The organism is Azospirillum sp. BE72, assembly GCF_031455875.1.
Lineage (GTDB): Bacteria > Pseudomonadota > Alphaproteobacteria > Azospirillales > Azospirillaceae > Azospirillum.
Genome location: NZ_JAVDTO010000021.1, coordinates 21,987 through 44,856 on the forward strand (window position 1 = coordinate 21,987; position 22,870 = coordinate 44,856).

The window sequence follows — 22,870 nt, forward strand, 5'->3', positions numbered from 1 at the left end:
CGGATCTCTTTTTCTCACGCAATGAAGCGACTGGCCGGAGCGCGAAGCGCGCCTTATGAAGAAGTCAGCTGCCGATGTGATAGTCGACCCCGGGAAAATGATGGATGCGGCTGTTGAAGCCATTGGCAGTGATGAGGCAATGGATGTCCAGCTCCCGTCCGGCCTTTTCCCCGGCACCGCGGACAGCCGCCGCAAGCGCATGGGCCCCGGACCAGACGGTGACGAAGGCCTTGCAGGAGGCAAGCACGTCGCAATAGCGGAAGATCGATGAGATTTCGAGCGGAGCGACGTTGTACCGGGAAGCATCGTGCTGGCGCACCGGACCGGCGAAAACGACCTGCCGCACGTCCTCCAGCCGGTGGCCATAGCGCTGAAGCATGCGGGACACGTAATCGTGCACGACGTTGGCGGCATAGGTCGTGGTGGTCGATCCGACATCGATCAGCACCGCTTCGGCCAGCGAGGGGTCACGCTGCGGCTGATAGTGGATGCGCGGATGGCAATGGCGCGGTTCCAGGCCATGCGCCATCTCGATCCGCTCGATGAAGCTGTTGCGCCAGGAAAAGCTGTTCAGCCGGTCCAGCCGCGGCATTCCGGCATTGGGCTCCTCCGATGAAAGGCCGGAGACGAATGGATTGCAGCCCCAGACCAGCTCATGGATCTCCGGATTGCGCACCGCGTTGCGGTCGTGGATCAGAAAACTATCCCCACGTTCGGCGAAGCGCTCCGGCAAGGTCGAGAATTGCAGGTTGTCGCCCAACCCACCCCAGGGCTGGAACAGAACATGGCGGGTCATGGGGATCCTCCGGTCTTCAATGCGATCAGTTCCTCGAACACCGCCTCGATGCGGTCGACGGAGCGGGCGACGGTGAAGTCGCGGGCGCGGTCGCGGCCCGACAGGGCCATGCGCTGCCAGGCGGAGCGGTCCTTAGCCAGACTGCGCAGGCGGTCGGCAAGCGCCTCGTGGTCTTCCGCCTTGAACAGCAGGCCGTCGATGCCGTGACGCAGCACTTCGCCGCTGCCGCCGGTGCCGCTGCCGATCACGGTCAGACCGGCGGCCATCGCCTCCACCTGCGAAATGCCGAAGGGCTCCTCGAAGACGCTGGGGAAGACCAGGACGTTGCAGCGGGCGAACAGGGCGGACAGGCCGCGGCGGTCGAGGAAGCCGGTGAAGCGCACCTTGCCGGCCATGCCGTGGCGCTCCACGAAATCCCGGCAGCGGCCGGCCAGATCGGCATCCGGCGCCTCCCCGGCGAAGGTGCAGTCGAAGTCGATGCCTTCGCGGTGCAGGATCGCAAGCGCGTTGACCAGCGTCTGCGGCCCCTTGTAGTTCACGAACAGGCTGGCGAAGGCGATGCGCAGCCGGTCGGTCGCCGGCATCGCCGCACGGTGGAAGTAATCGACGCGGGCGCCGGGATGGATGACGGTGGCCGGCAGGCCGTAGCCGCCGGCAGCCAGCCGTTCCGCCACCCAGCCGCTGGCCGGTCCGGCACGGTAGAGGAGAGAGCGCGGAGCCGCCTCCGGTCCATAGCCGGGATGCTGGTTGCCCAGGCAATGCAGCACCGGCACGCCCATCTGCCTGGTCAGCGGATCGAGGAACTCGGTCGCCAGCATGTCGAGGTTGCCGACCAGACAAGCCTCGGCGCGGAAATCACGGGCGGTCTCCAGCACGCGGCGGATGTTGTCGCGGATCAGCGCGGCGCAACGGGCCGGATCGTCCTGGGTGAAGGCGCGTCCACCCTTCCAGTATCCGTAGAGGGTGAGCGAGCGGTCGACATGCCGCTCGATGTCCTCGGTCCCGGCGATGCCCGGCCGGGCGAGGTCGGGAACGTTGGCGGTCAGCACCTTCACCGTGTGGCCGCGGCGGATCAGCTCGGCCGAGAACTCCCACAGCTTGCGGCCGTAGCCGCCGAACTCCTGCGGCGGGAACAGGTTGGTGACCACCAGGATGCGCCGGGGCCGCCCGGTCGAAGGATCCGTCGCCTGCCGGAACAGCGCGCGGTAGCGCTCCAGAGCCGGATGCTCGCCGGCCGGAGCGGCAAGCGTGTCGGTATCGAGATCGGGAGCGGGATCCGCCGTGCCGGCAAGCCGGGCGGCGCGCCGGGCCTCGGCCAGATAGATCGCAGCCTCCACCGGGCGTCCGGCCGCCGCGCACAAGCGGGCCAGCCCGGCGAGCGCGTCCGGCTGCTGGCGGTCCAGCCCGACTGCGTTCAGCAGGAGCCGCTCCGCCAGGACGTTCCCGCCGAAGCGGAGGGCCAGCCGGGCAACGCCGATCATCTGCTCCGCGGTCCGCAGCATCGGTTCCAGCGCCGCGAGGCGGGCATCCCGCAGCTCCGGCGCCAGCCCCGCCGCCAGGGCCGGGTCGGACAGCGAGCGGGCGGCATAGCGCAGGGCGTCGGCGCACTGGAACAGGATGCCGCCGGGTTCGGTCGGCACGAAGCCCCAGCCGGCCAGATGGGCCGCCGCCGCGGCATGGTCGCGCGACGAAGAGGTGGGGCAGAGAACGGACGAACCGGGCAGCTGGACCATCCGCCGGTCGGTCTCCGCCCTGTCCGGCCAGGGCAGCAGAGTGACCGCGTCATCCCGCACCCGGTCGGTGGATGGCGGCAGCGGCAGGGTGGCCGATTCGGGCGTCCGGCCGGGGGCCGCGAACGCCACCCGCGCCAAGTCGCGGGCCATGAGGCGCAGGTCGGACGCGAAACCGCCCCCCTCCCCGCCGGCATGGACGGTCAGCCGCGACGCCGTCAATTGCAGCCGTTGCAGCGCCTCGTAGGCGGCGAGACGGCGTCGGAAGCCGGTGCCATGCACGGGCAGGGGCGACAGCCCGCGCCGCTCCCCGCGGACCTCCAGCGCCGGGTCGACGCGGTCGTCGAAGACGGCGGCGAAAAACTGGGCGCGCTTGACCTGAGGGCTATGGAATTCCAGCAGATGGGCCTGTCCGGCCCGGCGGATCGCCATCGCCTCCTCGGGGTGGTCGAGGTAATGGCGCGTCAGCTCCACCAGCTCGTCCGGGGAACGGTACGTGACGAGATGGCGGCCTGGGGTGAAGCAGCGCTCCAGCCCGGCGTCCTCCGACAGGGCGTCGGTCAGCAGGAAGCCGCCGGCGCCCAGCGCTTCGAAGACGCGCAGGTTGAGGTCGCCGTTCAGCGAGACGTTCAGCGTGACCCGCGAGGCGGCATAGATGTCGGCCGCCCTCTCCGGTTCGCCACGCATGCCCAGCAGCGGCAGCCCGGCGGCGACCAGCCGGTCCAGCACATGGCGCCGCCAGGGATGGAAGGCGCCGATCTGCCCGACGAAGGTGAGGGGGAACCGGGCGTCCGCCGGGATGTCGCGCCGGCGCAGCGCATAGTCGACTGCGGGGACCCAGTAGACCCGTTCGAAGCCCGCCTCCAGGAAGGCATGGGCGTGCTGGCGGGTATGGTCGAGCATCACCACGTCGAAGCTCTCCATCGCGCCATAGGCCAGCAGCGTGCGCAGGGGGGCGGCGAAATGGTGGGTGTCGCCGACCAGCAGCACCTTGGTGCCCGGCAGCCGGTCCAGCCCGCGGGGAAGATTGCGCCGGGTGGCGTCCGCCTTCACCACGATCAGGTCCGGCCGCTGGTGCGCCGGCAGGCGGGTGACAATGGAAGGCAGGTCGTATTCGCCGGGCGGGGTGTTGAGCGAGGCGAAGCCGTCGCCGGTCTCCACCGTCGGGCAGTCGGGACCGCAGAACACCTCCCGTTCCGAAAACAGCGGCCGGCGGTAATAGCCGGGCGGAGCCAGGCAGCAGAAGAGCGTGACGGGATCGGGCAGGCCGGAGACGGGCGGAAGCGGGCCGGTCACAGCGCGTCCAGCCCCCGCAGCAGGGCGATCAGCCGGCGGGTGGCGGCCTGCCAGCTGAAATGCTCCAGCAGGTGGGCCTGTGCCGACCGGCGGGTGCCGGCGGGGTCATCGATGACCGCCCGCAGCAACCGGGCGGCCTCGCCCTCGTCGGGACTCCACCAGTCCTGGCCGGCATAGGCGCCGATGCCGGGAGTGACGGCGCAGGGCATCATGTGCGCCACCCGGCCGTCCAGATAGGCGTGGTAGGCGCTGTGATCGGGTGCCAGCAGGGTCAGCCCCATGGCTCCGGCCTGGGCCATCGGCAGGTCCCAGCCCTCGCCGTGCGACATGCTCCAGTAATGGGTGGAAGCGGCGTGGAGCGACATCATCTCCACGTCCGACAGCTTGCCTTCCACCAGGAAGACCGGTGCCGCCCGCTCCAGCGTCCGGCCGGTCTGCGCCGACACCCGGGCCAGCAGGTCGCGCATGCCGCCGGAAACTCCGCCGCCCTTGCCGACCTTCAGCAGCAAGGCCGCCGGATCCTCCCTCCTCGTCGTGTGCAGCCAGACCCGCAGGAGCCCGTCCAGGTTCTTGCGGTCGTTGAAGTCGGAAACGTTCAGGACGCGCACCGGGTAATCGGCAAGCCGGCGGCCAATGCTGTCGACGATGACGGCGGGAGCGACGCCTGCGGCGTCCACCGTCTCCACCCCGGCGGGGCAGATATGGATGCGGTCCTGCGGATGGCCGGCGCGCAGCCAAGCCGTGCGGGAGGATTCGGTGGCGACGACGACATGGTCGTGGCGCCGGCTGAGGCCCGCCCACAGCGGCGGGATGTCGACCGCCTCGAACATGCTGAAGTTGATGGTCTTCAGCCCGGGAATGCTCTCCACCGCCGGCGGGGTGGTGATGGTCAGAACCGCCTTGGCCCGCACCGGCCGGTCGAGCGAGAGCAGGAGCGGGTCGATCTGGCTGTCCGGCAGGTTGTCTGCGTCGCCATAACTCAGGTCGACCAACCGGACGCGGATCCCTGCCGCCGCCAGTTCCTGGACGAAGCGGCGGACGACGTAGGCATAGCCGCTGCTGTCGCGGAACACGCCGCGCACCACCAGTCCAGGCGGCAGCGACGGGTCGGCGGCATCGTCGCGGATCGAGCGGGCGGTGGCGCAGCGTTCCAGGGCGCAGCGCAGCCGGGGGACGGGGGCGCCGCCGCCGGATTCCGTCGCGGCCGCGCGGCGCAGCAGCCGTTCCGCCTCGTCGATCCGTCCGCAGGCGAGCGCCTCCGTTCCCAGGCGCGACAGCGTCATGGCACAGGCCGGATCCACCTCCAGCTTGCGACGGAAATGCGCCATGGCCGAGTCCAGCCGGCCCATCTGCAGCAGCATGCCGGCCTGGTTGAACAGGGCGCCGGGATGGGCCGGCACCAGCCGCAGGGCGCGGTCCACCAGTGCCACCCCGTGCCGTGGATCGGGACGGCGGCTCAGCAGACCAAGCAGATGGAGCGCATCCGGATGAGCCGGGTCCACCGCCAGGATGCTGCGGTAGAGCGTCATGGCCCGGTCGGTCTCACCGGCCCGATGCAGGCCGACGGCCCGGGTCAGGATATCTTGGATCGAAGTCATGGCGCGGGCGCTGTTCCGGAACCGGGGCAAGGGAGTTGGGCAAGGAAGCGGAGTCGGCATCCGGATCGGAGGAGCCGGAAAGGGCAGGAAGATCGGTGAAATTCCGAAGGCTTGCAACAAGGCAGCTTGACCCTGCGGGCGATGCGGGTGCAAGTCGGAGGGACCATCCCGCTCCTTCCGCGGGCACCGTCTCCTGGCCGCCTCCACCGGAACCGTCATGTCCATCGAGATCGAAACCCTGCCCGGACAGCGGATGTCCGTCCCCGATGCCGTCAAGCAGGCGCTCGACTACTGCAATTCAGGCTGGCTCGACATCAGCGCCGACATCTGCGCCCGCATCCTGGCCGCCGATCCCGGCAACGCCCACGCGCTGCTTGTTCTGGGCATCACCGCCTATAAGAACCGCGAGCCCGCCCGTGCCGTGCCGATCCTGTCGGAGGCGCTGCGCCGCGATACGACCTCGTCGGATGCCATGTACCATCTGGGGCTGGCGCTGCTGATGTGCGGCCAGCTCGACCGGGCGGAACTGGGCTTCACCTGCGCGATGCAGGCACGGTCCGATTATGCCGAGGCGATGGCCGGGCTGGCCGAAGTGCGCCGGGCCAAGGGCGATGACGACGGCGCCTACGAGCTGCTGCAGCGGTCCGTCGCGCTGAAGGGCAATTATTCGCCCTCCTACATCACCTATTCGCTGATGCGCTTCGACCGCTCGCTGCCGCCGGAGGAGGGAGGATGGAACCGGCGGCGGGAGGCGCGGCGCGACCGCCCCTGCCTGACCATGGCCTCGCTCGGCTCCTATGGGCGCTTCGCCCAGACGGTGAACGAGTATGTCGCCGTCCGCCTCTATGCCGAGAAATACGGCATGGAGTTCCTGACCCCCGACTGGGTCGGACATGCCTTCTTCTCCCTCGACGATCCCCGGCTGGATCCGGGGGTGCTGCCGGAATTCCAGGGCTGGCTGCAGCAGCGCAAGGACTTCACTCGCGGCTTCGACGAGCGGGTGGAGGATCCCTTCCGCGACCGCGACCTGTTCCTGGGCGGCTCGCCGGTCAACGCGATGCTGAAGGAGCGGCGGGCCGACATCCTGTCCTGGCTGACCCCGCGCCCCTGCTGGGACCGCTTCCTGGAACCGCCGGTGGAGGCCCTGCGCCGCCGCGGCCGCACGCTGGTCGCCGTGCACATCCGCCAGACCGACTGGTGGAACCAGGACTACACGCCGCTGTCGCTCTATCTGGACTGGCTGGACGGGCTGTGGCCGACGCTGGAGGACCCGGTCCTGTTCGTCGCCACCGACGAGCCGAGCGTGGTTCCCGAATTCGCCCGCTTCAACCCGACCACACCGGCCGACTTCCCGGTCCGTTGGGAGGGGCTGGAGTATCTGCAGGATTTCCACGTGATGACGCGGGCCGACATTCTGGCGATCAGCACCGGGTTCTTCGCCGCCACCGCCGCCGCGTTGAACCCCTCTCCCCGCCTGCTGCTCCACCCTGCGGAAGGCAACCGCGGGCTGCAGCCCTTCGAGGTTTGGCGGTAGGCAGGGTCAGTCCGCCGCCGTTTCCGGCGGTTTGGCGGTCTCGGCCACCGGCCCGCGCGCCGGGTTGCGCATCGGGTTCTTGGGGTCGAACAGGCCCAGGCGCTGCAAGGTTTGGGCGAAGCCTTCCGTCAACATGGTGATGCGGTCGCTGATCTCGGCGATCTCGCGGGCGGAGATGACCGGAGCGTCGGCAGAGATACGGCCGTGGGCACGGTAGTTCAGGCGGATGGCGACGTCGTCGGTCTCGCCCTGGATCCAGGAGCCGTGCAGGATCTTGTTGCGCTCCCGCCCCAGCTCCAGAGCCTCGTCGCAGCGGGCGATCAGGGCCTTGGCCTCGTCGGGGGGAAGGCGCAGGCCGGCGATGGCCTTCAGCGCATCGAAGCGGGCCTTGACCTGCATGTTGGAGGCGATGGGCAGGAATTCGGTGTGGTCGGCGCCGAGCAGGCGGGAGATGCACAGCGACACCATGTCCTCGAGCTGGGCCCAGGACACGGCGATCATGCCGATCGCACAATACATCTTCACGCTGAGGGGGCCCAGCCGGACCGTCCGCGTCGTCATTCATCACCCTTGATATCCACGCCCCGGTCGCCTGGGCATGGGACGGAAGGTAAGCTTTTCACGTGGTGTGGAAAAGCCGTCATTGTGCGGCTTGGAGTTGACAGGCTCCGCGATCCATAGGATGCACTGGCCGCTGCGCACAGGTCCCTGCCCTTTCCGCTCTTCGCCCGTCAGCGCAGACACGCACCATCGGTCACGCACAAGGTATCTTGCCCATGGACTCCCAGGACACCTCCGCCTCCTCGCTGAACGGTTGTCTCACCGCTGCCATCGACGTCCTGCGGCGCACCATGGACAGCCTGGACCCCGCGCGGGTCGAGGCGGCGGTCGCGGCGGTCACCGCGGCGCTCGGCGCCAACAGGGCGCTGCTGGTCTGCGGCAACGGCGGCTCGGCGTCCGACGCCCAGCACATCACCGGCGAACTGGTCGGCCGCTTCCTGAAGGAGCGCCGTGGGCTGAAGGCCATCTGCCTCAGCTCCAACGCGGCCGTGCTGACCGCCTGGAGCAACGATTACTCCTACGACAGCGTGTTCGCCCGCCAGACCGAGGCTTATGGCGAGCCGGGCGGCGTCCTGCTGGGCATTTCCACCAGCGGCAACTCGCGCAACGTGATCGCCGCCTTCGAAGTGGCCAAGCGGCTGGGCATGACCACCATCGCCATGACCGGCGAGGGCGGCGGCAAGATGGCGGGGCTGAGCGACATCCTGCTGGACGTGCCGTCGCGCTCCACCCCGCTGATCCAGCAGGTCCACATCTGCCTCTACCATTACCTGTGCGAGCAGGTCGAAGCCCGGCTGGCCTGAGCCCGTCCATGGCCCCGTCCACCCAGGAAGCGCTGAAGCGCCGCGCGCTGGAGGCTTTCAGCGCCGGACAGCTGGAGGAGGCCGCGGTTCTCTACCGGGAACTGCTTGCGCAGGACGGCACGGCCGCCGACCTGTGGAATAATCTGGGCGTCATCCTGTCCGAGCTCAAGCGCCCCGGCGAGGCGGCGGCGGCGTTGCGCACCGCGCTGGTGCTGCGGCCGGATTATGACAAGCCGTGGGTCGGGTTGGGGAGCGAAGCCTTCGGCACCGAGCGGCTGGACGAGGCGGTGCGCTGCTGGACCCGGGCGATCCGGTTGGAGCCGCAGCAGGGCGCCGGACTGTGGTTCAACCTGGGCGTGACCCGGCAGATGCGCGGCGAGGCGGTGGAGGCCGCCGCCGCCTTCGACCGGGCCGAAGCGCTGATGCCCGACAACCCGCGCGTCGCCAGCCAGCGGCTGCTGTGCCTGAACTATCTCGAGCTGTCCGGCGAGCGCCTGCTGGCCGAACACCGGCGCTTCGACGAACGGTTCGGCGACAAGCCCGGTGCCGCCCGCCCGCCCGCCGCCCCGCACGCGAACCGTCCCGACCCGGCGAAGCGGCTCCGCATCGGCTATCTGTCGGTCGAATTCCGCGAGCATCTGGGCGCCTATTTCCTGCCACCCCTGTTCGAGATGGCCGACCGCAGCCGGTTCGAGATCATCTGCTATTCGATCCTGCCGGACACCCATGCCGACGCCTACACCGCGCGCTTCAAGGCGCAGGCCGACGGCTGGCGCAACATCGGCCATCTGGACGACGAGGCGTTGGCGGCGCAGATCCGCGCCGACGGCATCGACATCCTGGTCGATCTCGCCGGCCATTCCGGCCTGAACCGGCTGCCGATGCTGGCGCGGCGCCCCGCGCCGGTGCAAGTAACCTGGCTCGGCTATCCCAACGGCACCGGCATGGAGGCGGTCGGCTACCGGATCGTCGATCCGGTCAGCGATCCGCTCGGCCCGACCGACGCCCATGCGGCGGAAACCCTGGTCCGGCTGCCCGCCCCCTTCCTGTGCTTCCGCCCGCCGGCCTCCGCCCCGCCGGTGGTGCCGCTGCCGGCTGGCGCCACCGGGGCCGTGACCTTCGGATCCTTCAACAAGCTGTCGAAGATCACCGACGGCACCGTTGCCCTGTGGGCCGAGGTGCTGCGCCGCGTGCCGGACGCCCGCCTTCTGCTGAAGGACCGGCCGCTGTCCGACCCCGGCACCGCGGACATGATCCGGGCGCGCTTCGCCGCCGCCGGCGTCGATCCGGCCCGGCTCGACCTCGTCGGCTTCATCAAGGATGCCGCCGGGCATCTCGCCGCCTACAACCGCATCGACATCGCGCTGGACCCGCATCCCTACAACGGCACCATCACCACCTGCGACACGCTGTGGATGGGGGCGCCGCTGGTGACGCTGGCGGGCGGGCGCCATGCCGCCCGCGTCGGCGCGAGCCTGATGACCGCCATCGGCCTGCCCGAGCTGGTCGCCGCCACCCCCGACCGCTATGCCGACATCGCCGCCGCCCTGGCCGGCGACCTGACCCGGCTGATGCGCCTGCGCCTGGGCATGCGCGAGCGGGTGCGGAGATCGGCGCTGTGCGACGAGACGCGCTTCATGCGCAATCTGGAGACCGCCTACCGGTTGATGTGGCGACGCTGGTGCGACGATGCCGGGGCGGCCTGACCGGCCGCGTCCCCGCCCCACCTCCCCGCCCTGCCTCCCTGTCCGCCGGCGATCCGCGCCGTGGCTCTTCCAGGGCGGGACCGGTATGATCAAGGAGCCTTCCACCGGCTGTCTCAACCGCTTCCCGCCTTCCGACAAAGGCCCGACGATGTCGTTCCGTTCCGATGCGTGACCCTATCCGTACCCGGACCGACCCCCCCGGCCATGCTCCGGACGACCCGGCGCCGAATGGCGGTAAGCCGGCAACCGATCCCTCATCGGAGGGCTTCCCGGTCCCGCATCCGCCGATCGCGCACCTGATCGACGGGTTGGCAGAGCGGGCGGAGACGGTCGCCGCGCTGCGGGCTAGGATCGACGCGCTGTTGCGGGAGAAGGAACAGGCTGATCACGCTGCCGCGCTGAAGGATGCGGCCATCGCGACACTAACCCGCGACCAGACCCTGTTGCGGATCGTCGAACAGCGGTTGCACCACCGCCTCGCCAGCCAGGAGGCCCGGTTCCGCAGCCTGTGCGATGCGCTCGCCGGGGGTGGAAACGCAGTCGGTTCCGGACAATCGCCGCACCAGTCCGCCGACCTGTCCGCCTCCTTCTCCCTCATTGCGGCCTCGGCGCTGTTCGACCCCGCCTATTACGCCGCCCGCTGTCCCGACGTGGCGGCGTCGGGCTTGAACCCCCTCATCCATTACCTGACGGAGGGGGTTGCCGCGGGGATCGATCCGCACCCGCTGTTCGACACCGCCCATTACCGCGCCCGCCAGCGGGCCTCGGGATGCCCCGATCTTCAAGAGACGGGGGGCAATCCGCTCCTGCATTATCTGCGTGCCGGCGCCGCTGCCGCTCTCGATCCCCATCCGCTGTTCGATACGGCGCACTATGCCGCATCGGTGACGGCCGGCGGATCGGCGGGCGAACCTGCGGCCATGGAGCCCGATCCGCTCAGCCATTTCCTGCACCACGGCGCGTTGCGGGGATACGAACCGCACCCGCTGTTCGACACGGCCTTCTATCAGGCGACGCATCCCGACATCGCGGCGTCGGGCCTGAACCCCCTGATCCATTACATGTGGTACGGCGTCGCGCAGGGGTACGATCCCCACCCGCTGTTCGATACCGTGTTCTACGTCACCAGCCATCCGGACAGCGTCCGGGCGGGGGATACCCCGCTCGCCCATTACCTGCGGCATGCCACGGTCCCGGGCCACGACCCCAACCCGCTGTTCGACACCGCCTTCTATCTGGAGCGCCACCCCGACGCGGCGGCGGCGGGCATCAACCCGCTGGTCCATTACCTGCGGCATGCCACGGTCCCGGGCCACGATCCCCACCCGCTGTTCGACACCGCCTTCTATCTGGAGCGCCACCCCGACGTGGCGGCGGCGGGCATCAACCCGCTGGTCCATTACCTGCGACACGGCGCGGCGGCGGGCCGCGACCCCAACCCGCTGTTCAGCATCGCCTTCTACACCGGGCGTTATCCCGACGCCGTTGCGACGGGGCTGAACCCGCTGGTTCATTACCTGCATTGCGGCGCGGCGTCCGGCCACGACCCCCACCCGCTGTTCAATACGGCTTTCTACCTGGAGCATCATCCCGACGCGATGCCGCCGAAGGCCAATCCGCTGGCCCATTACCTGCGGTACGCGACCACACCCGGCCACGATCCGGGACCGCTGTTTGACACCGCCTTCTATCTGCAGCGCCACCCCGACGTGGCGGCGGCGGGCATCAATCCGCTGATCCATTACCTGCGGCATGCGACGGTCCCTGGGCACGACCCTAACCCGCTGTTCGACACCGCCTTCTATCTGCGGCGCTACCCCGACGTGGCGGCGGCGGGCATCGACCCGCTGGTCCATTACCTCCTGCATGGTGCGGCAGAGGGGCGCGCTCCAGGACCAGGGTTCGACGTCGCTTTCTATCTGGAGCGCCACCGCGACGTGGCGGCGGCGGGCATCAACCCGCTGGTCCATTACCTGTGGCGGGGCCGGCGGGAACATCGCGCGCCGGTTCCCTCCACTTGGCCTCGCAGGGAAGTGCCCGCCCCTCGCCCCCCCGTCACCTCCGGGTGCAGCACCCGGGAGGTCGGGCTTTGGGAGACGCTGGCCCGCCGCAAGGCTCAGGCCGCGTCCGGTGAGCAGACCTGCAGGCCGGTCGACGTCGTCGTTCCGGTCTATGGACACCACGACGACACGCTCCTGTGCCTGCACAGTGTCCTGACCTCCACGGTCCGGACACCCTACCGCCTCGTCGTCGTCGACGACGCCAGCCCGGAACCGGATCTGGCACGCGCCATGGACTTCATCGCCGGACTGGGCCTGATCGAACTGGTCCGCAACGAGCGCAACCTCGGCTTCGTGCAGTCGGTCAACCGGGGCATGGCCCTCCACCCCGACCGGGACGTCGTGCTGCTCAATTCCGACACCGAGGTGTTCGACGGCTGGCTGGACCGGCTGCACCGCGCCGCCCGTCTCGCTCCGGACATCGCCACGGTGACGCCGCTGACCAACAACGGCGAGATTTGCAGCTATCCACGCTTTCGGGCCGACAATACCGCCGCGCTGGAAATCGGCGACCGCGAGTTGGCCGGCCTCGCCGCCGAGGTCAACGACGGCATGGTCGTTCCCCTGCCGACCGGCGTCGGCTTCTGCTTCTACGTTAAACGCGCTTGCCTGGACGACGTCGGGCTGTTCGATGCCGACCGTTTCGGGCGCGGCTATGGTGAGGAGAATGATTTCTGCCTGCGGGCCTCGCGGCGCGGCTGGCGGCACCTGCTGGCGGGAGATGCCTGGGTGCGCCACAGCGGCGGCGTGTCGTTTGGAGCGGAGCGGGGCCGTCGGATCGCCGCCGCGCTGGAAACCATTCGGCAGCTCTACCCCCACTATCCGCAGCTGGTCCAGGACTTCGCCGACACCGATCCGCCGCGCCCGCTGCGGGAACGCATCGACGCCGCCCGCTTCCGCCGCCGCTGGCCGGACCGGGCGGTTCTGCTGGTTACCCACAATCTGGGCGGCGGTACGGAACGCCACGTCGCCGAGCTGTCGGTGCTGCTGGACCGGCAGGGGATCGGCGTCCTGATCGGCCGGCCCGGCGGCCGGGACGGCGAGCTGCTGACCCTGGAGGCGCCCTTCCTGGATTCCGCCCCGAACCTGCCGCGCTTCGACGTCCGCGGACCGTCGGGCGATCTGGCGGACTTCGCCGCCGGCCTCGGCATCCGCCACATCCATGTGCATCATCTCGCCGGCTTCGCCGATCCTTTGATGGACGCTATCCGCAAGGCGTCGCTCGACCGCGGTCTCACCTACGATGTGACGGTCCACGACTACATGGCGATCTGCCCGCGCATCAACCTAGTCGACGCGTCCGGCGCCTATTGCGGCGAACCGGGACCGGAGGTTTGCGCGCTTTGCTTGTCACAGGGCCGGCAGACGGGAAGCGGGACCGCAAGCCCCGATCCCTCCGGGATCCCAAAATCCGATCCCTCCGGGATCCCAAAATCCGATCCCTCCGGGATCCCAGATTCCGATCCCTCCGGGATCCCAGATTCCGATCCCTCCGGGATCATGAACTGGCGCAGCCGTCATGCCCGTTTCCTCAGCGGCGCCCGTCGTGTTTTTGCCCCGAGCCGCGATACCGCCACCCGGATCGCCCGCCATGTCCCCGGCCTGCATGTCCATGTCGTCCCACATCCCGAGCATCTCCGGCTGTCGGCCGAACCAAGGCGGCCGCAGGATCGGGCGGCGTTCCGCCGGCGGGTCGCGGTGATCGGCGCCGTCGGGCGCCACAAGGGAGCGGATGTCCTGCTGGCCTGCGCCAGGGACGCGGCCGACCGCGCCCTGCCGCTGGAGTTCGTCGTCTTCGGCCATACCGCCTGCGACGGCGCCCTGAACGCCTGCGGCAACACCCGGATCAACGGCACCTACCGGGAGGAGGAGATCGACGCCCTCCTGCAGGCGCATGACTGCGACGTGGCATGGTTCCCGGCGGTCTGGCCGGAGACCTATTCCTACACGCTGTCCATCGCGCTGCGGAACGGGCTGTTCCCCATCGCCTTCGACCTGGGCGCCGTCGCCGAACGGATCCGGGCGTCGGGATGGGGGCGTCTGGTCGCGCTCGGCCGGCGGACGGACCCGGCCTTCCTGAACACCGTCCTGCTCAGCGAGCTTCCCCTGCCGGGCGAGCGCGCCATGGCATCGGCGGAGCCGGACGCGATGGCGCTGTATTACCGCGGCGTGCCCGCCCTGGAAGAGAAGGCGGACGGGCACGCCGGCATCAGGTGACCGGCGGAATCCCCGGCGCAGGCTCTCAGGCCGCTTCCAGCGTCCGCACCCGCCCGGCCAGTTCCTGCACGGCCCGGATCAGCGGAGCCAGCAGTTCGTCATGGCGCAGGCCGAGGCGGCCGGTGTCGGTATCCTCGATGAACAACCCCAAATCGACCCCGGCCGCGTCGAGGGCGGCCTTCACGTCCTGGGCGAGCAAGCCGGCATGCAGGCGCCTGTGCACCCGCTCGACGGCAGGGGTCAGGACGATGGTTTCCTCCGCCTCGTCGAACAGCGGAACCTCCGCGGTGAGGGGCTGCCCCGCTGCATCGACGAGCGGCCGTCCTTCGGCATCGTGCAGGACCGCGGTTTCCGTTTCCGGCCGGTCCTCCTCGACCGTCTCGCGGACGACACGCCAAAGCCCGTCGATGTTGGCCACCGTCTCCCGTTCGACCGTCACCCGCACCGTCCGCGGCCGCTTCACCGGCCGGGTTTCCGTCACGGCCGGACGCCGTTCGTCGAGAAAACGGAAAACGACCGGCTTCAGCGCTTCGATGAAGCCCAGACCCAAAGCGTCGGGCAATGTGCCCACGTCCCGCTTGTCCCGGGCGTCGGAGGTCTGGATGGTCCCGTTCGCCGCCCATACGTCTCCCCATCGGCGGGACGCGGTGCCGAGACCGCCGGTACCGTCCGCGGCCGGCTGGATGCCCGTCGCCGACAGGCTGAGGCCATTGATCGTCAGACGGCCAGGGCCGATGACTTCAAGGTCGGTGTTGGCGGACGACGTCGTTCCGCTCCGGATTGCCGCATCGTGGCGCAGATAGATCGCCCAGGACTCCGCCCCCGTGGCGGCCGAGCTGTCGCCGTCCAGCAGGAAGGCGACCTGTTTGGCGGACGAGGCGTTCGACAGCGCCCGCTTCAGGACGATGGGGGCGAAGTTCCAGTTGTAGGTCACGCTCCACTGCGCCATGGCCGAGAAGCTGTTGGTGATGTCCAGGCGTGCCAGGCCGGCCCGCAGGCCGTCCACGGTCGTCCGCCGCGTCTGGCCGGACTGCACGATAGGAACGATATCCGCGCCATTGACCACCGGAGCGGCTGGCAGTTTGGAAATCGGCACCGTCATGGTTCTTACTCCGCTTGCAGGGCCCGGCCGTCCTCGCTCATCAGAACGGTACGGTCTTCGGTGGACAGGTAGGCGGGAATGCCGACCGCGCGTAGGGCGCCGCCCCTGAGGGCGAGCCGCCGGAAGAGGGACATGCGCCTACTCCCGCTCGGACACATGGAGGGTGCAGTTTTCGACCGCATGGACCGCCGCCAGATGGGTGCGGAGCCCCCGTTTGCCGCCACCGAGGCTCAAGTCGAGGTAAAGGCCGGCCGGCAGATAGTGATCGGCAGTGGTCGCCGTCACCTCGGGCCCCCCGATGGAGAAATGGAGCGGGCCGTCGGACACCAAGCTGACGATGCAGGTTCCTGGCGAAAAGGGACCGATCCGCGTGGATGTGGTGGTGACCGGCAGGTGAAAGGCGCCGCCCGACCGGAACCCGAGCACGGGAACCGGAGCGCCATCGTCGTCACGGGGCATCTGGGTGGAAAGCGGCATGATGCACCTCGGGAAGGAAAGGATTGAAGGATTGCCCTCGAACCGCGAAGGATCAAAAGCTTATTATTAGGCTTATATTCCATCAATAGGGTATGGTCAAGTTTCCGCTTCTCATAACGGACAGGGCGGTGGCCGGATGCGGAAAGAGGACACGACGATGCACGCTCCGGGGGCGGCCCCCGGAGCGTGCATCGTTGTCAATCCATGCGGATGGCTTCCGGTCCCGACCTGTCGGGACTGGAAAGTCCGGCGGCATCGGCCGCTGTGTCAGCCAGCGTGGATGTCGGTAGCCATTGCCAATGAACGCGGCGGTTACCGCCTTCAGCTCACCGTTTCGGCCGTCGGCATGTGGCGAAGCACACGGGCGGCGACACCCTCGGGCAGGTCAGGCGACATCAGGTGCAGCGGGTTCGATTCCATCAACCCGCTGGCGGTCACCCGGCTGGTGATCTTGGGGAAATAGGTCTGCTCCAGGTCGACCGGAACGACGAAGACCGCGGGACCGGCGGCTTCGAACAGTTCGGTGAAGGCCGCTTCCTTCCCGGTGAAGCCGGCCGGCAGTTCCAGGCACGGAATGCCGTAGGCCTGGCTCAGCACGGACCAGTTCGGCAGGCCGAGTCCGGTCTTGCTGTCGCAGCCCACATAACGCCCGCCAAAATAGTTGCGCTGGGTCATGCGGATCGAGGCATAGCCCTCGTTGGCGAAGATGAAGACCTTCAGGTTCAGCGCGTTGACCGCGACCGTCCCCAGTTCCTGCAGGTTCTGGGCAAAGCCGCCGTCACCTTCGACCAGAACGACCCGCCGATCCGGGTGGGCCAGTGCGGTGCCGATGGCGCCGCTCAACCCATAGCCCATAGACGCAAGGCCCTTGTTGGTGATGATGATCTGGCCCTTCTTCTGCGCGAAGATCTGCATCATGACGGTGAAGGCGCCACCGCTGCTGCAGGGAATGACCACGTCGGTGCCACGGCACAGAGCCGACAGCCTTTCGCAGAAATCATAGGGCGACAGGAAGCCAGGCGCCGTGGTGTTGCAGACCTCGTTCAGCGGCAGGGTCTCCGTCACCTCACGGCAGAACTCCTGCCACGGGCCGAAGGACGGCAGCCCGTCCAGAGCCGACAGGCCATCCAGGACGGCATCGGCATCCCCGGCAACCGGCAGGTCGACACGCGGATGGCCCTTGGTCAACTCGGCCGGATCGATGTCCACATGGACCACGCGGGCCAGCGGCGCGAAGGACTGCCAGTTGAAGCCGGTCTGCTGCATGCCCAGCCGCGTCCCCAGCGCGATCACCAGGTCGGACTGCTGCTGCAGGATGTTGGCCGGGCGCTGCCCCCAGGTGTTGGGACGGCCGAAATAGAGCGGGTGGTCGGCCGGGACGCGGTCCATGCCGTTCCAGGTGGTCAGCAGCGGCACGCCCAGCCGGCCGAGCGCCGGCAGGCAGCGCTCCATCGCCGTGCGCGACACGCCGCCGCCGATCAGTAGGACCGGCCGTTCGGCCTGCCGCAACAGCGCCGCGATCTCGGCGATGGCGGGAGCGAGATCGGTCGCCGGTACCGTCTGCGGCTCGCCGGCGGGAGTGCGGCGCGATAGAACCTCGGCCTCGGCATCGGACAGGGAGCGGCCCTGGACGTCCAGGCAGAATTCCAGGAACACCGGACCCTTGCGGCCATCCGCTCCCGTGCCGATGCTGGCTTCGAAGCGCGCCCGGTCCCACACGTCCTCGACCCGCTCCGAAAGCACCGATACCGGCTTGGCGAGCGCCACGCCGTCGATCTCCTGGATGCCCCGCTGGCGCAGGCCGCCGGTGGCGAGGTCGGTGGTCTTCACCTGACCGCCCAGCACCAGCAGTTCGCGGCTTTCCAGATAGGCGCCGCCGAAGGCCGTCAGGATGTTGGTCAGGCCGGGTCCGGCCGTCACCAGGGCCAGGGCCTTCTCCCCCGTCTCCGTCCGGCTTTCATTGAAATACTCGGCGGCGACTCCGGCCGCCACCTCGTGCACGGTGGCGACGCACCGCATCCGGCGGCTCAGGCTTTCCACCAGGTGCATGATGTTGCCACCGGCAACGAAGAAGCAGTGCGTATAGCCGAGATCGACCAGCCAGTCGGCAATCAGGTCACTGTACTTCAACGGAAAATCTCCCGGATGACACTGTCGTTGGCGGCGATGATCGCGGCGTCGATCGCCGCATTTCGCGGAAACTGGGGCCGGCTCAGGCGCCCCTCGGCGTTGGGCAGGACCATGACGTAGGCGTCGCGCAGATGCTTCTTGTCCGAGGCGAAGGCCGCCAGGAAGCGTTCGGCCGACGCGCCGCGCAGCGTCTCCTCCAGGCCGTCGACGGTCAGGAGCAGGGCGGTCGTGTAGTCGCTCAGGCGGGCGATCCGGGCCTCGCCTGCCGGGCCGGTCAGCCCCTGCGAGCGGGCGAAGGCGAAGGCCGCCATCATGCCGACGCCGACGGCGACCCCGTGATTGATCCGGAAATCGACGGCCGATTCCAGCGCATGGCCGAAGGTGTGGCCGAAATTCAGGAGCAGCCGTTCGTTCCGGTCGAACTCGTCCACCTCGATGAACCATTTCTTCGACAGAAGGCTGGTGCGGATCGCCGCGGTCAGGGCGGCGGAGTCCGTCTCGGCCCGTGCGGCTGCGTCGAGGAAGGCGTCGAGCGCCTCGTCACCGCGGGCGAAGCAGATCTTGGCCGCTTCCAGCAGGCCGCCGGCGCGCTGGTCGGGTGCCAGCGAGGCGACGAAGGTCGGGTCGATGTGGATGCGCTTGGGGGGGTGGAAGTTGCCGGCGAGGTTCTTGTACCCGGCCACATTGATGGCCGACTTGCCGCCGATGCAGGAATCCACCATGCCAAGCAGGGTCGTCGGGAAATAGACCCAGTCGATCCCCCGCATGTAGACCGAGGTGGTGAAGGTCGTCAGGTCCTGCACGATGCCGCCGCCGACGGCGGTCGCCACATCCTTCCGGCTGACGCCCATGCGGCGCAGTTCCGCAATCAGCCCGGCGCAGGTCTCGATGGTCTTGTTGTGCTCCGTCGCCTCGACCGGCAGCAGGCGGTCGCCGGCCAGCGGGGCGAAGCGTTCGGCGAAACGCGCGTCGCAGATCAGCGGAGCCCCGCCCTCCGCCGCACCCGTGTCCGCCATATGGCGGTCGAAGCTTCCCGCTTCGATCACGACCTCGTAGTCGCCGCGGGACGAGGTGATCGTGAAACGATCGGACTCAGAGAATACGGCCATGACGGAACCCAAGATCGACGGCGACCGACTGGCCGGTCACCCCATGATTGTCGGACGAGCAGAGCCAGTGGATGGTGCTGCACACATCCTCCAGCCCGACCAGGCGGTTGAACAGGGTGGCCGACGACACCGCATCGATCTGTTCGGGCGACAGGTTGGCGCGGGTCATCGGCGTGTCCACCACGCCCGGCAGCACCGCGTTGACCAGATGGCCGTCCTGTCCCAGATCGACCGACGCGGCGTGGACGATCCCCTGCACGGCGGCCTTGGAGACGGTGTAGCTGTACTTGTTCTGACGCGCGATGGACTGCCAGATGGAACTGACCACGCAGAAGCGCGCGCCGCGTTCGACCACCATCTTGCGGGTCAGCAGCGCGTTCATGGTCTTGGTGATGAACACGCAGTTGGCCATCAGCAATTCGACATGGCGGTCGATGTCGAGCGTGTAGAGGCTGTCGTTGACGTTGGCGCCCTGCGCCCACACCACGGCGTCGTAGGGGGCTTTGGCCGCCAGGGACGCGTAATCCGGATCGGGTCCGAACGGATCGAAGGCCGTGACCGGCACGGCATCTGGAGACGGAACCGCGGGAGACCGCGGCGTCGTCCGGCGTCCCGTTGCCGTCACCGTCCAACCGCGTTGGCGGAAATAGGACGCGGCAGCGGCGCCGATGACGCCGCTGCCGCCGAACACCAGAACGGAAGGACCGCTCATCGCCACAGGCCTCCCGCTCTCCGGCAGGCCGGGTTGTGCTCACTCCCCACTCAGCACCTTCCAGCGGCTTTCCAGCATGTTGATGCGGCGGGCATCCTCTTCATAGATGGCGCCGTAATATTCGCGCTTGTTGAGCAGCCACAGCAGCTCGAACTTCACCGCCTGCAGCAGGCCGTCCTTGACGCCGCGCTCGTTGACGGCGTCGCCGCGGAAGATGATCTTCCGGGTTTCGAAGCGGGTCAGGTGTTCGCTCTGGATCCGGGTCAGGATGCCCAGGCTGTCCATCGACACGCCGCCGCCCACCACCACGTCGAGATTGGCGGCCTTGCAGGCCCGGCCGGTTTCCAGCGCGTACTGGGTGACCTGGTCGGTGTTGATGGCGTCGCGGCTCAGCCCCATGGACTGCGCGAAATCGACGCGGCCGAAGACGAGGCCGTCGATGCCGCCGGGGCGGTTGGCCACCTCGATCATGCGGGGCAGAACTTCGAAGGCGTTGATCGTCTCGATGTTGATGAGAAAATCGGTATCTTCCTGCTCATCGCTGCGGAAGACGAGGTTCTTCGCATCGATGAACTTGCTCAGGGCGTAGGCGGACTCCACCATCGGCGCAATGATGTACTCGACGCCGAACTGACGGGCTTCGAGAAGATCGCGGATAGCTTCGCAACCTCCGATTTTCAGGGCGAGCTTCAACCCAGCCTTGCGGGTGATCTCCACAAGGCGAAGCAGTTCATCCGTGCGTGTGCCTTCCGCCTCGAACTCAGCCTTGACACCGCAATATCCAAAATTGTCACGGCCACGCTTGAGGATATCAAGCATCTCACGTTCACGCTTATTCATCACCATCTCCAGAAGAAACGCAAACTACCCGAGAAAAAAACATACATATTCATGTCGTCAAGCAAATAAATTAGATTTTTATTTGCCTAAGACATCATTCCAGGGCGCGCCCGTTTACTTATCGCCAAATTCGACGACTGCAAAACGCTTTGCGTGCCCTGACGCGCGCCTTTCCGCAAGGTGGAATATCGCAAACGCTTATCGCCGGAGGTTATAGGGCGACTTTTTTTCAGTCAAGCGACAATAAAATATAAAATTTGTAACTCAACTCTTTATCGACTTCGAACTGTAAGGTGCGCGAACTTTGATGTATTCGATGAAGGTCTTTCTCTGCGTCAAAATGACCACATGTGTCCGCGTAATTTCTTTGGTTATCTGCTCCGGCTTTGGCGGCAAGAGCGGCAGTCGGACAGGCTGCCTGCAGAGGCCATGACTTTACGAGTTTCTTCAGCCCTCTGCCCCCTTGGGCAACGTTTTACCCCTCTTATTGGCCAGCTTAGATTGCATTATCTTTGCGCTATCTCTTATTGCCTTGGCAATATTTTCCATACACGCAACTCAGAATTTTGTACTAGACGGTTTGATAAGGCACATGCTAGCAAGCGGTTCCATATGGCATATAATATGGACGCACGGCGAGTGAGTTGGCCAAGTGACCCTCCCTGCTCTTCATGATGTTGCCCTTGTATTTTTCAAAGGGGGAGACTTAAGCGCAGAACACGAGGGACACCACAGTTCCGCTGTTCCCAGCAAAAGCCTCCCGCTCTTCAAGCAATAATCAATAGATAATCGTCGCTTATGCAATCTTAAGTTTTATCTTGCATGGCAGTTACTAAAGGCCTGGAAGAGGATGCCGGAAATGGGTAGTGCCGATCTTGAGCGCTCCGAAGCAGAAACGCTGCGTCAACAGATCCTTGATCTGGTCGCGCGATACGCGGAGCTTGCGCATGCACCGAAAAGTTTCGTTCCGGGCAGCTCGCCGGTACCGGTGTCCGGCAAGGTCTATGGCGCGCACGAGATGCAGCTTCTCGTCGACAGCTCGCTGGATTTCTGGCTGACCACCGGCCGCTTCAACGACCAGTTCGAGGAGCGGCTGTCCCGCTTCCTCGGCGTCCGCCATGCCCTGACCTGCAATTCCGGATCGTCGGCCAACCTGCTGGCGGTCACCGCCCTGACCTCGCCGCTGCTGCGCGACCGCGCGCTGAAACCGGGGGATGAGGTCATCACCTGCGCCACCGGCTTCCCCACCACCGTCAACCCGCTGATCCAGAACGGGCTGGTGCCGGTGTTCCTGGACGTCGACATCCCGACCTACAACATCCGCGCCGACCAGATCGAAGCGGCGCTGAGCGAGCGCACCCGCGCCATCGTCGTCGCCCATACGCTGGGCAATCCGTTCGATCTCGGCACCATCATGGACGTCGCCCGCCGCCACAACCTGCTTGTGGTGGAGGATTGCTGCGACGCGCTGGGGGCACGCTACGACGGCAAGCTCGTCGGCACCTTCGGCGACGTCGGCACCCTCAGCTTCTATCCGGCCCACCACATCACCATGGGCGAGGGTGGCGCCGTCTTCACCCAGGGCAGCTCCATCAAGCGCGCGCTGGAATCCTTCCGCGACTGGGGCCGCGACTGCTGGTGCCCGCCCGGCAAGGACAACACCTGCGGCAAGCGGTTCGACCGCCAGTTGGGGACGTTGCCCTGCGGCTACGATCACAAGTATACGTACAGCCATCTCGGCTACAATCTGAAGATCACGGACATGCAGGCCGCCGTCGGGCTGGCCCAGATGGACCGGCTGGAAGACTTCATCGCCGCCCGCAGGCGCAACTTCGCGCTTCTGAAGGAAGGTCTGGCTCCCCTGGCCGACCGCCTGATCCTGCCTGAGGCGACGCCCAATTCCGATCCGTCCTGGTTCGGCTTCCCCATCACGGTGGCCGAGGGCGCATCCTTCACCCGCGACGAACTGGTCCGCCATCTGGAGAGCAACCGCATCGCCACCCGCCTGCTGTTCGGCGGCAACCTGCTGTGCCAGCCCTATATGAAGGGCCGCAACTATCGGGTCTTCGGGTCTACCGAGAACAGCGACCGGGTGATGAACGGCACCTTCTGGATCGGCCTGTTCCCTGGCCTGGGCGAGGCGCACATCGCCTACATGCTGGACGTCATCACCGCCTTCGTCAGCCGCTGAGGCGCCGA

The 22,870-nt window shown here is 67.6% G+C and carries 16 protein-coding genes; 5 read left to right on the plus strand and 11 right to left on the minus strand.

From position 1 onward, the window contains the following. Positions 1-64: 64 nt before the first annotated feature. Genes J2Y49_RS29075 through J2Y49_RS29085 form a run of 3 tightly spaced genes read right to left on the minus strand, consistent with a single transcriptional unit; the run spans position 65 to position 5,420 of the window. Positions 65-796: a hypothetical protein gene (locus J2Y49_RS29075; RefSeq protein ID WP_310119008.1), complete on the minus strand. Its 732-nt coding sequence runs from the start codon at positions 794-796 to the stop codon at positions 65-67. Beyond that, complete coding sequence (locus tag J2Y49_RS29080) at positions 793-3,822, minus strand: glycosyltransferase (RefSeq protein WP_310119009.1); 3,030 nt, start codon at positions 3,820-3,822, stop codon at positions 793-795. The genes J2Y49_RS29075 and J2Y49_RS29080 overlap by 4 nt, the downstream gene beginning before the upstream one ends. Then, the gene (locus tag J2Y49_RS29085) at positions 3,819-5,420 is read right to left on the minus strand and encodes a tetratricopeptide repeat protein (RefSeq protein WP_310119010.1); all 1,602 of its coding nucleotides are present in this window, start codon (positions 5,418-5,420) and stop codon (positions 3,819-3,821) included. The genes J2Y49_RS29080 and J2Y49_RS29085 overlap by 4 nt, the downstream gene beginning before the upstream one ends. A 217-nt stretch (positions 5,421-5,637) precedes the next feature. On the opposite strand from J2Y49_RS29085, the gene J2Y49_RS29090 reads away from it, so the two are divergent. Further along, positions 5,638-6,954, plus strand: a complete 1,317-nt coding sequence (locus J2Y49_RS29090; RefSeq protein ID WP_310119011.1) for a tetratricopeptide repeat protein — start codon at positions 5,638-5,640, stop codon at positions 6,952-6,954. Between the two features lie 6 nt (positions 6,955-6,960). On the opposite strand, the gene J2Y49_RS29095 is transcribed toward J2Y49_RS29090, so the two are convergent. Further along, positions 6,961-7,515, minus strand: coding sequence for a hypothetical protein (locus J2Y49_RS29095; RefSeq protein WP_310119012.1), 555 nt, complete (start codon positions 7,513-7,515; stop codon positions 6,961-6,963). A gap of 215 nt (positions 7,516-7,730) precedes the next feature. Here J2Y49_RS29095 and J2Y49_RS29100 point away from each other — a divergent pair, with 215 nt between their 5' ends. From J2Y49_RS29100 to J2Y49_RS29110, 3 genes are all read left to right on the plus strand, one after another. Next, complete coding sequence (locus J2Y49_RS29100; protein ID WP_310119013.1) at positions 7,731-8,318, plus strand: SIS domain-containing protein; 588 nt, start codon at positions 7,731-7,733, stop codon at positions 8,316-8,318. An 8-nt stretch (positions 8,319-8,326) separates the two neighbouring features. After that, positions 8,327-10,024 carry a tetratricopeptide repeat protein gene (locus J2Y49_RS29105; RefSeq protein ID WP_310119014.1) on the plus strand — a complete coding sequence of 566 codons (1,698 nt, stop codon included), beginning with the start codon at positions 8,327-8,329 and terminating at the stop codon, positions 10,022-10,024. Positions 10,025-10,188: 164 nt separating this feature from the next. Further along, a complete protein-coding gene (locus tag J2Y49_RS29110) occupies positions 10,189-14,301 on the plus strand; it encodes a glycosyltransferase (protein WP_310119015.1) in 4,113 nt (1,370 codons plus the stop codon). Positions 14,302-14,326: 25 nt separating this feature from the next. Here J2Y49_RS29110 and J2Y49_RS29115 read toward each other — a convergent pair whose 3' ends face one another. From J2Y49_RS29115 to J2Y49_RS29145, 7 genes are all read right to left on the minus strand, one after another. Next, on the minus strand, positions 14,327-15,403 hold the full coding sequence (locus tag J2Y49_RS29115; RefSeq protein WP_310119016.1) for a hypothetical protein: 1,077 nt from the start codon (positions 15,401-15,403) through the stop codon (positions 14,327-14,329). 5 nt (positions 15,404-15,408) lie between these two features. Further along, positions 15,409-15,537, minus strand: coding sequence for a hypothetical protein (locus J2Y49_RS29120; RefSeq protein ID WP_310119017.1), 129 nt, complete (start codon positions 15,535-15,537; stop codon positions 15,409-15,411). Between the two features lie 4 nt (positions 15,538-15,541). Next, entirely contained in the window at positions 15,542-15,880 is a 339-nt protein-coding gene (locus tag J2Y49_RS29125; RefSeq protein WP_310119018.1) for a hypothetical protein, read from the minus strand. Positions 15,881-16,201: 321 nt separating this feature from the next. Then, on the minus strand, positions 16,202-18,010 hold the full coding sequence (locus J2Y49_RS29130) for a thiamine pyrophosphate-binding protein (protein WP_310119019.1): 1,809 nt from the start codon (positions 18,008-18,010) through the stop codon (positions 16,202-16,204). Continuing rightward, positions 18,007-19,119 (minus strand): 3-dehydroquinate synthase family protein, encoded by a 1,113-nt coding sequence (locus tag J2Y49_RS29135; RefSeq protein ID WP_310119020.1) that lies wholly within the window; start codon positions 19,117-19,119, stop codon positions 18,007-18,009. Before J2Y49_RS29135 ends, J2Y49_RS29130 begins: the two co-directional genes overlap by 4 nt. Next, positions 19,103-19,831 (minus strand): SDR family oxidoreductase, encoded by a 729-nt coding sequence (locus J2Y49_RS29140; RefSeq protein ID WP_310119022.1) that lies wholly within the window; start codon positions 19,829-19,831, stop codon positions 19,103-19,105. Before J2Y49_RS29140 ends, J2Y49_RS29135 begins: the two co-directional genes overlap by 17 nt. A 39-nt stretch (positions 19,832-19,870) precedes the next feature. Continuing rightward, the gene (locus tag J2Y49_RS29145; RefSeq protein WP_310119023.1) at positions 19,871-20,671 is read right to left on the minus strand and encodes an aldolase/citrate lyase family protein; all 801 of its coding nucleotides are present in this window, start codon (positions 20,669-20,671) and stop codon (positions 19,871-19,873) included. A gap of 859 nt (positions 20,672-21,530) precedes the next feature. On the opposite strand from J2Y49_RS29145, the gene rfbH reads away from it, so the two are divergent. Next, on the plus strand, positions 21,531-22,862 hold the full coding sequence (gene rfbH, locus J2Y49_RS29150) for a lipopolysaccharide biosynthesis protein RfbH (RefSeq protein WP_310119024.1): 1,332 nt from the start codon (positions 21,531-21,533) through the stop codon (positions 22,860-22,862). Positions 22,863-22,870: the final 8 nt, after the last annotated feature.

What these genes read in the sequence shown, in the direction of transcription:
- J2Y49_RS29110 (WP_310119015.1), top strand. Translation starts at nt 10,189, where the DNA reads ATGCGTGACCCTATCCGTACCCGGACCGACCCCCCCGGCCATGCTCCG.
- J2Y49_RS29085 (WP_310119010.1), bottom strand. Translation starts at nt 5,420, where the DNA reads ATGACTTCGATCCAAGATATCCTGACCCGGGCCGTCGGCCTGCATCGG.
- J2Y49_RS29135 (WP_310119020.1), bottom strand. Translation starts at nt 19,119, where the DNA reads ATGGCCGTATTCTCTGAGTCCGATCGTTTCACGATCACCTCGTCCCGC.
- J2Y49_RS29145 (WP_310119023.1), bottom strand. Translation starts at nt 20,671, where the DNA reads ATGAATAAGCGTGAACGTGAGATGCTTGATATCCTCAAGCGTGGCCGT.
- J2Y49_RS29075 (WP_310119008.1), bottom strand. Translation starts at nt 796, where the DNA reads ATGACCCGCCATGTTCTGTTCCAGCCCTGGGGTGGGTTGGGCGACAAC.
- J2Y49_RS29115 (WP_310119016.1), bottom strand. Translation starts at nt 15,403, where the DNA reads ATGACGGTGCCGATTTCCAAACTGCCAGCCGCTCCGGTGGTCAATGGC.
- J2Y49_RS29090 (WP_310119011.1), top strand. Translation starts at nt 5,638, where the DNA reads ATGTCCATCGAGATCGAAACCCTGCCCGGACAGCGGATGTCCGTCCCC.
- J2Y49_RS29095 (WP_310119012.1), bottom strand. Translation starts at nt 7,515, where the DNA reads ATGACGACGCGGACGGTCCGGCTGGGCCCCCTCAGCGTGAAGATGTAT.
- J2Y49_RS29125 (WP_310119018.1), bottom strand. Translation starts at nt 15,880, where the DNA reads ATGCCGCTTTCCACCCAGATGCCCCGTGACGACGATGGCGCTCCGGTT.
- J2Y49_RS29105 (WP_310119014.1), top strand. Translation starts at nt 8,327, where the DNA reads ATGGCCCCGTCCACCCAGGAAGCGCTGAAGCGCCGCGCGCTGGAGGCT.
- J2Y49_RS29100 (WP_310119013.1), top strand. Translation starts at nt 7,731, where the DNA reads ATGGACTCCCAGGACACCTCCGCCTCCTCGCTGAACGGTTGTCTCACC.
- J2Y49_RS29140 (WP_310119022.1), bottom strand. Translation starts at nt 19,831, where the DNA reads ATGAGCGGTCCTTCCGTTCTGGTGTTCGGCGGCAGCGGCGTCATCGGC.
- J2Y49_RS29120 (WP_310119017.1), bottom strand. Translation starts at nt 15,537, where the DNA reads ATGTCCCTCTTCCGGCGGCTCGCCCTCAGGGGCGGCGCCCTACGCGCG.
- rfbH (WP_310119024.1), top strand. Translation starts at nt 21,531, where the DNA reads ATGGGTAGTGCCGATCTTGAGCGCTCCGAAGCAGAAACGCTGCGTCAA.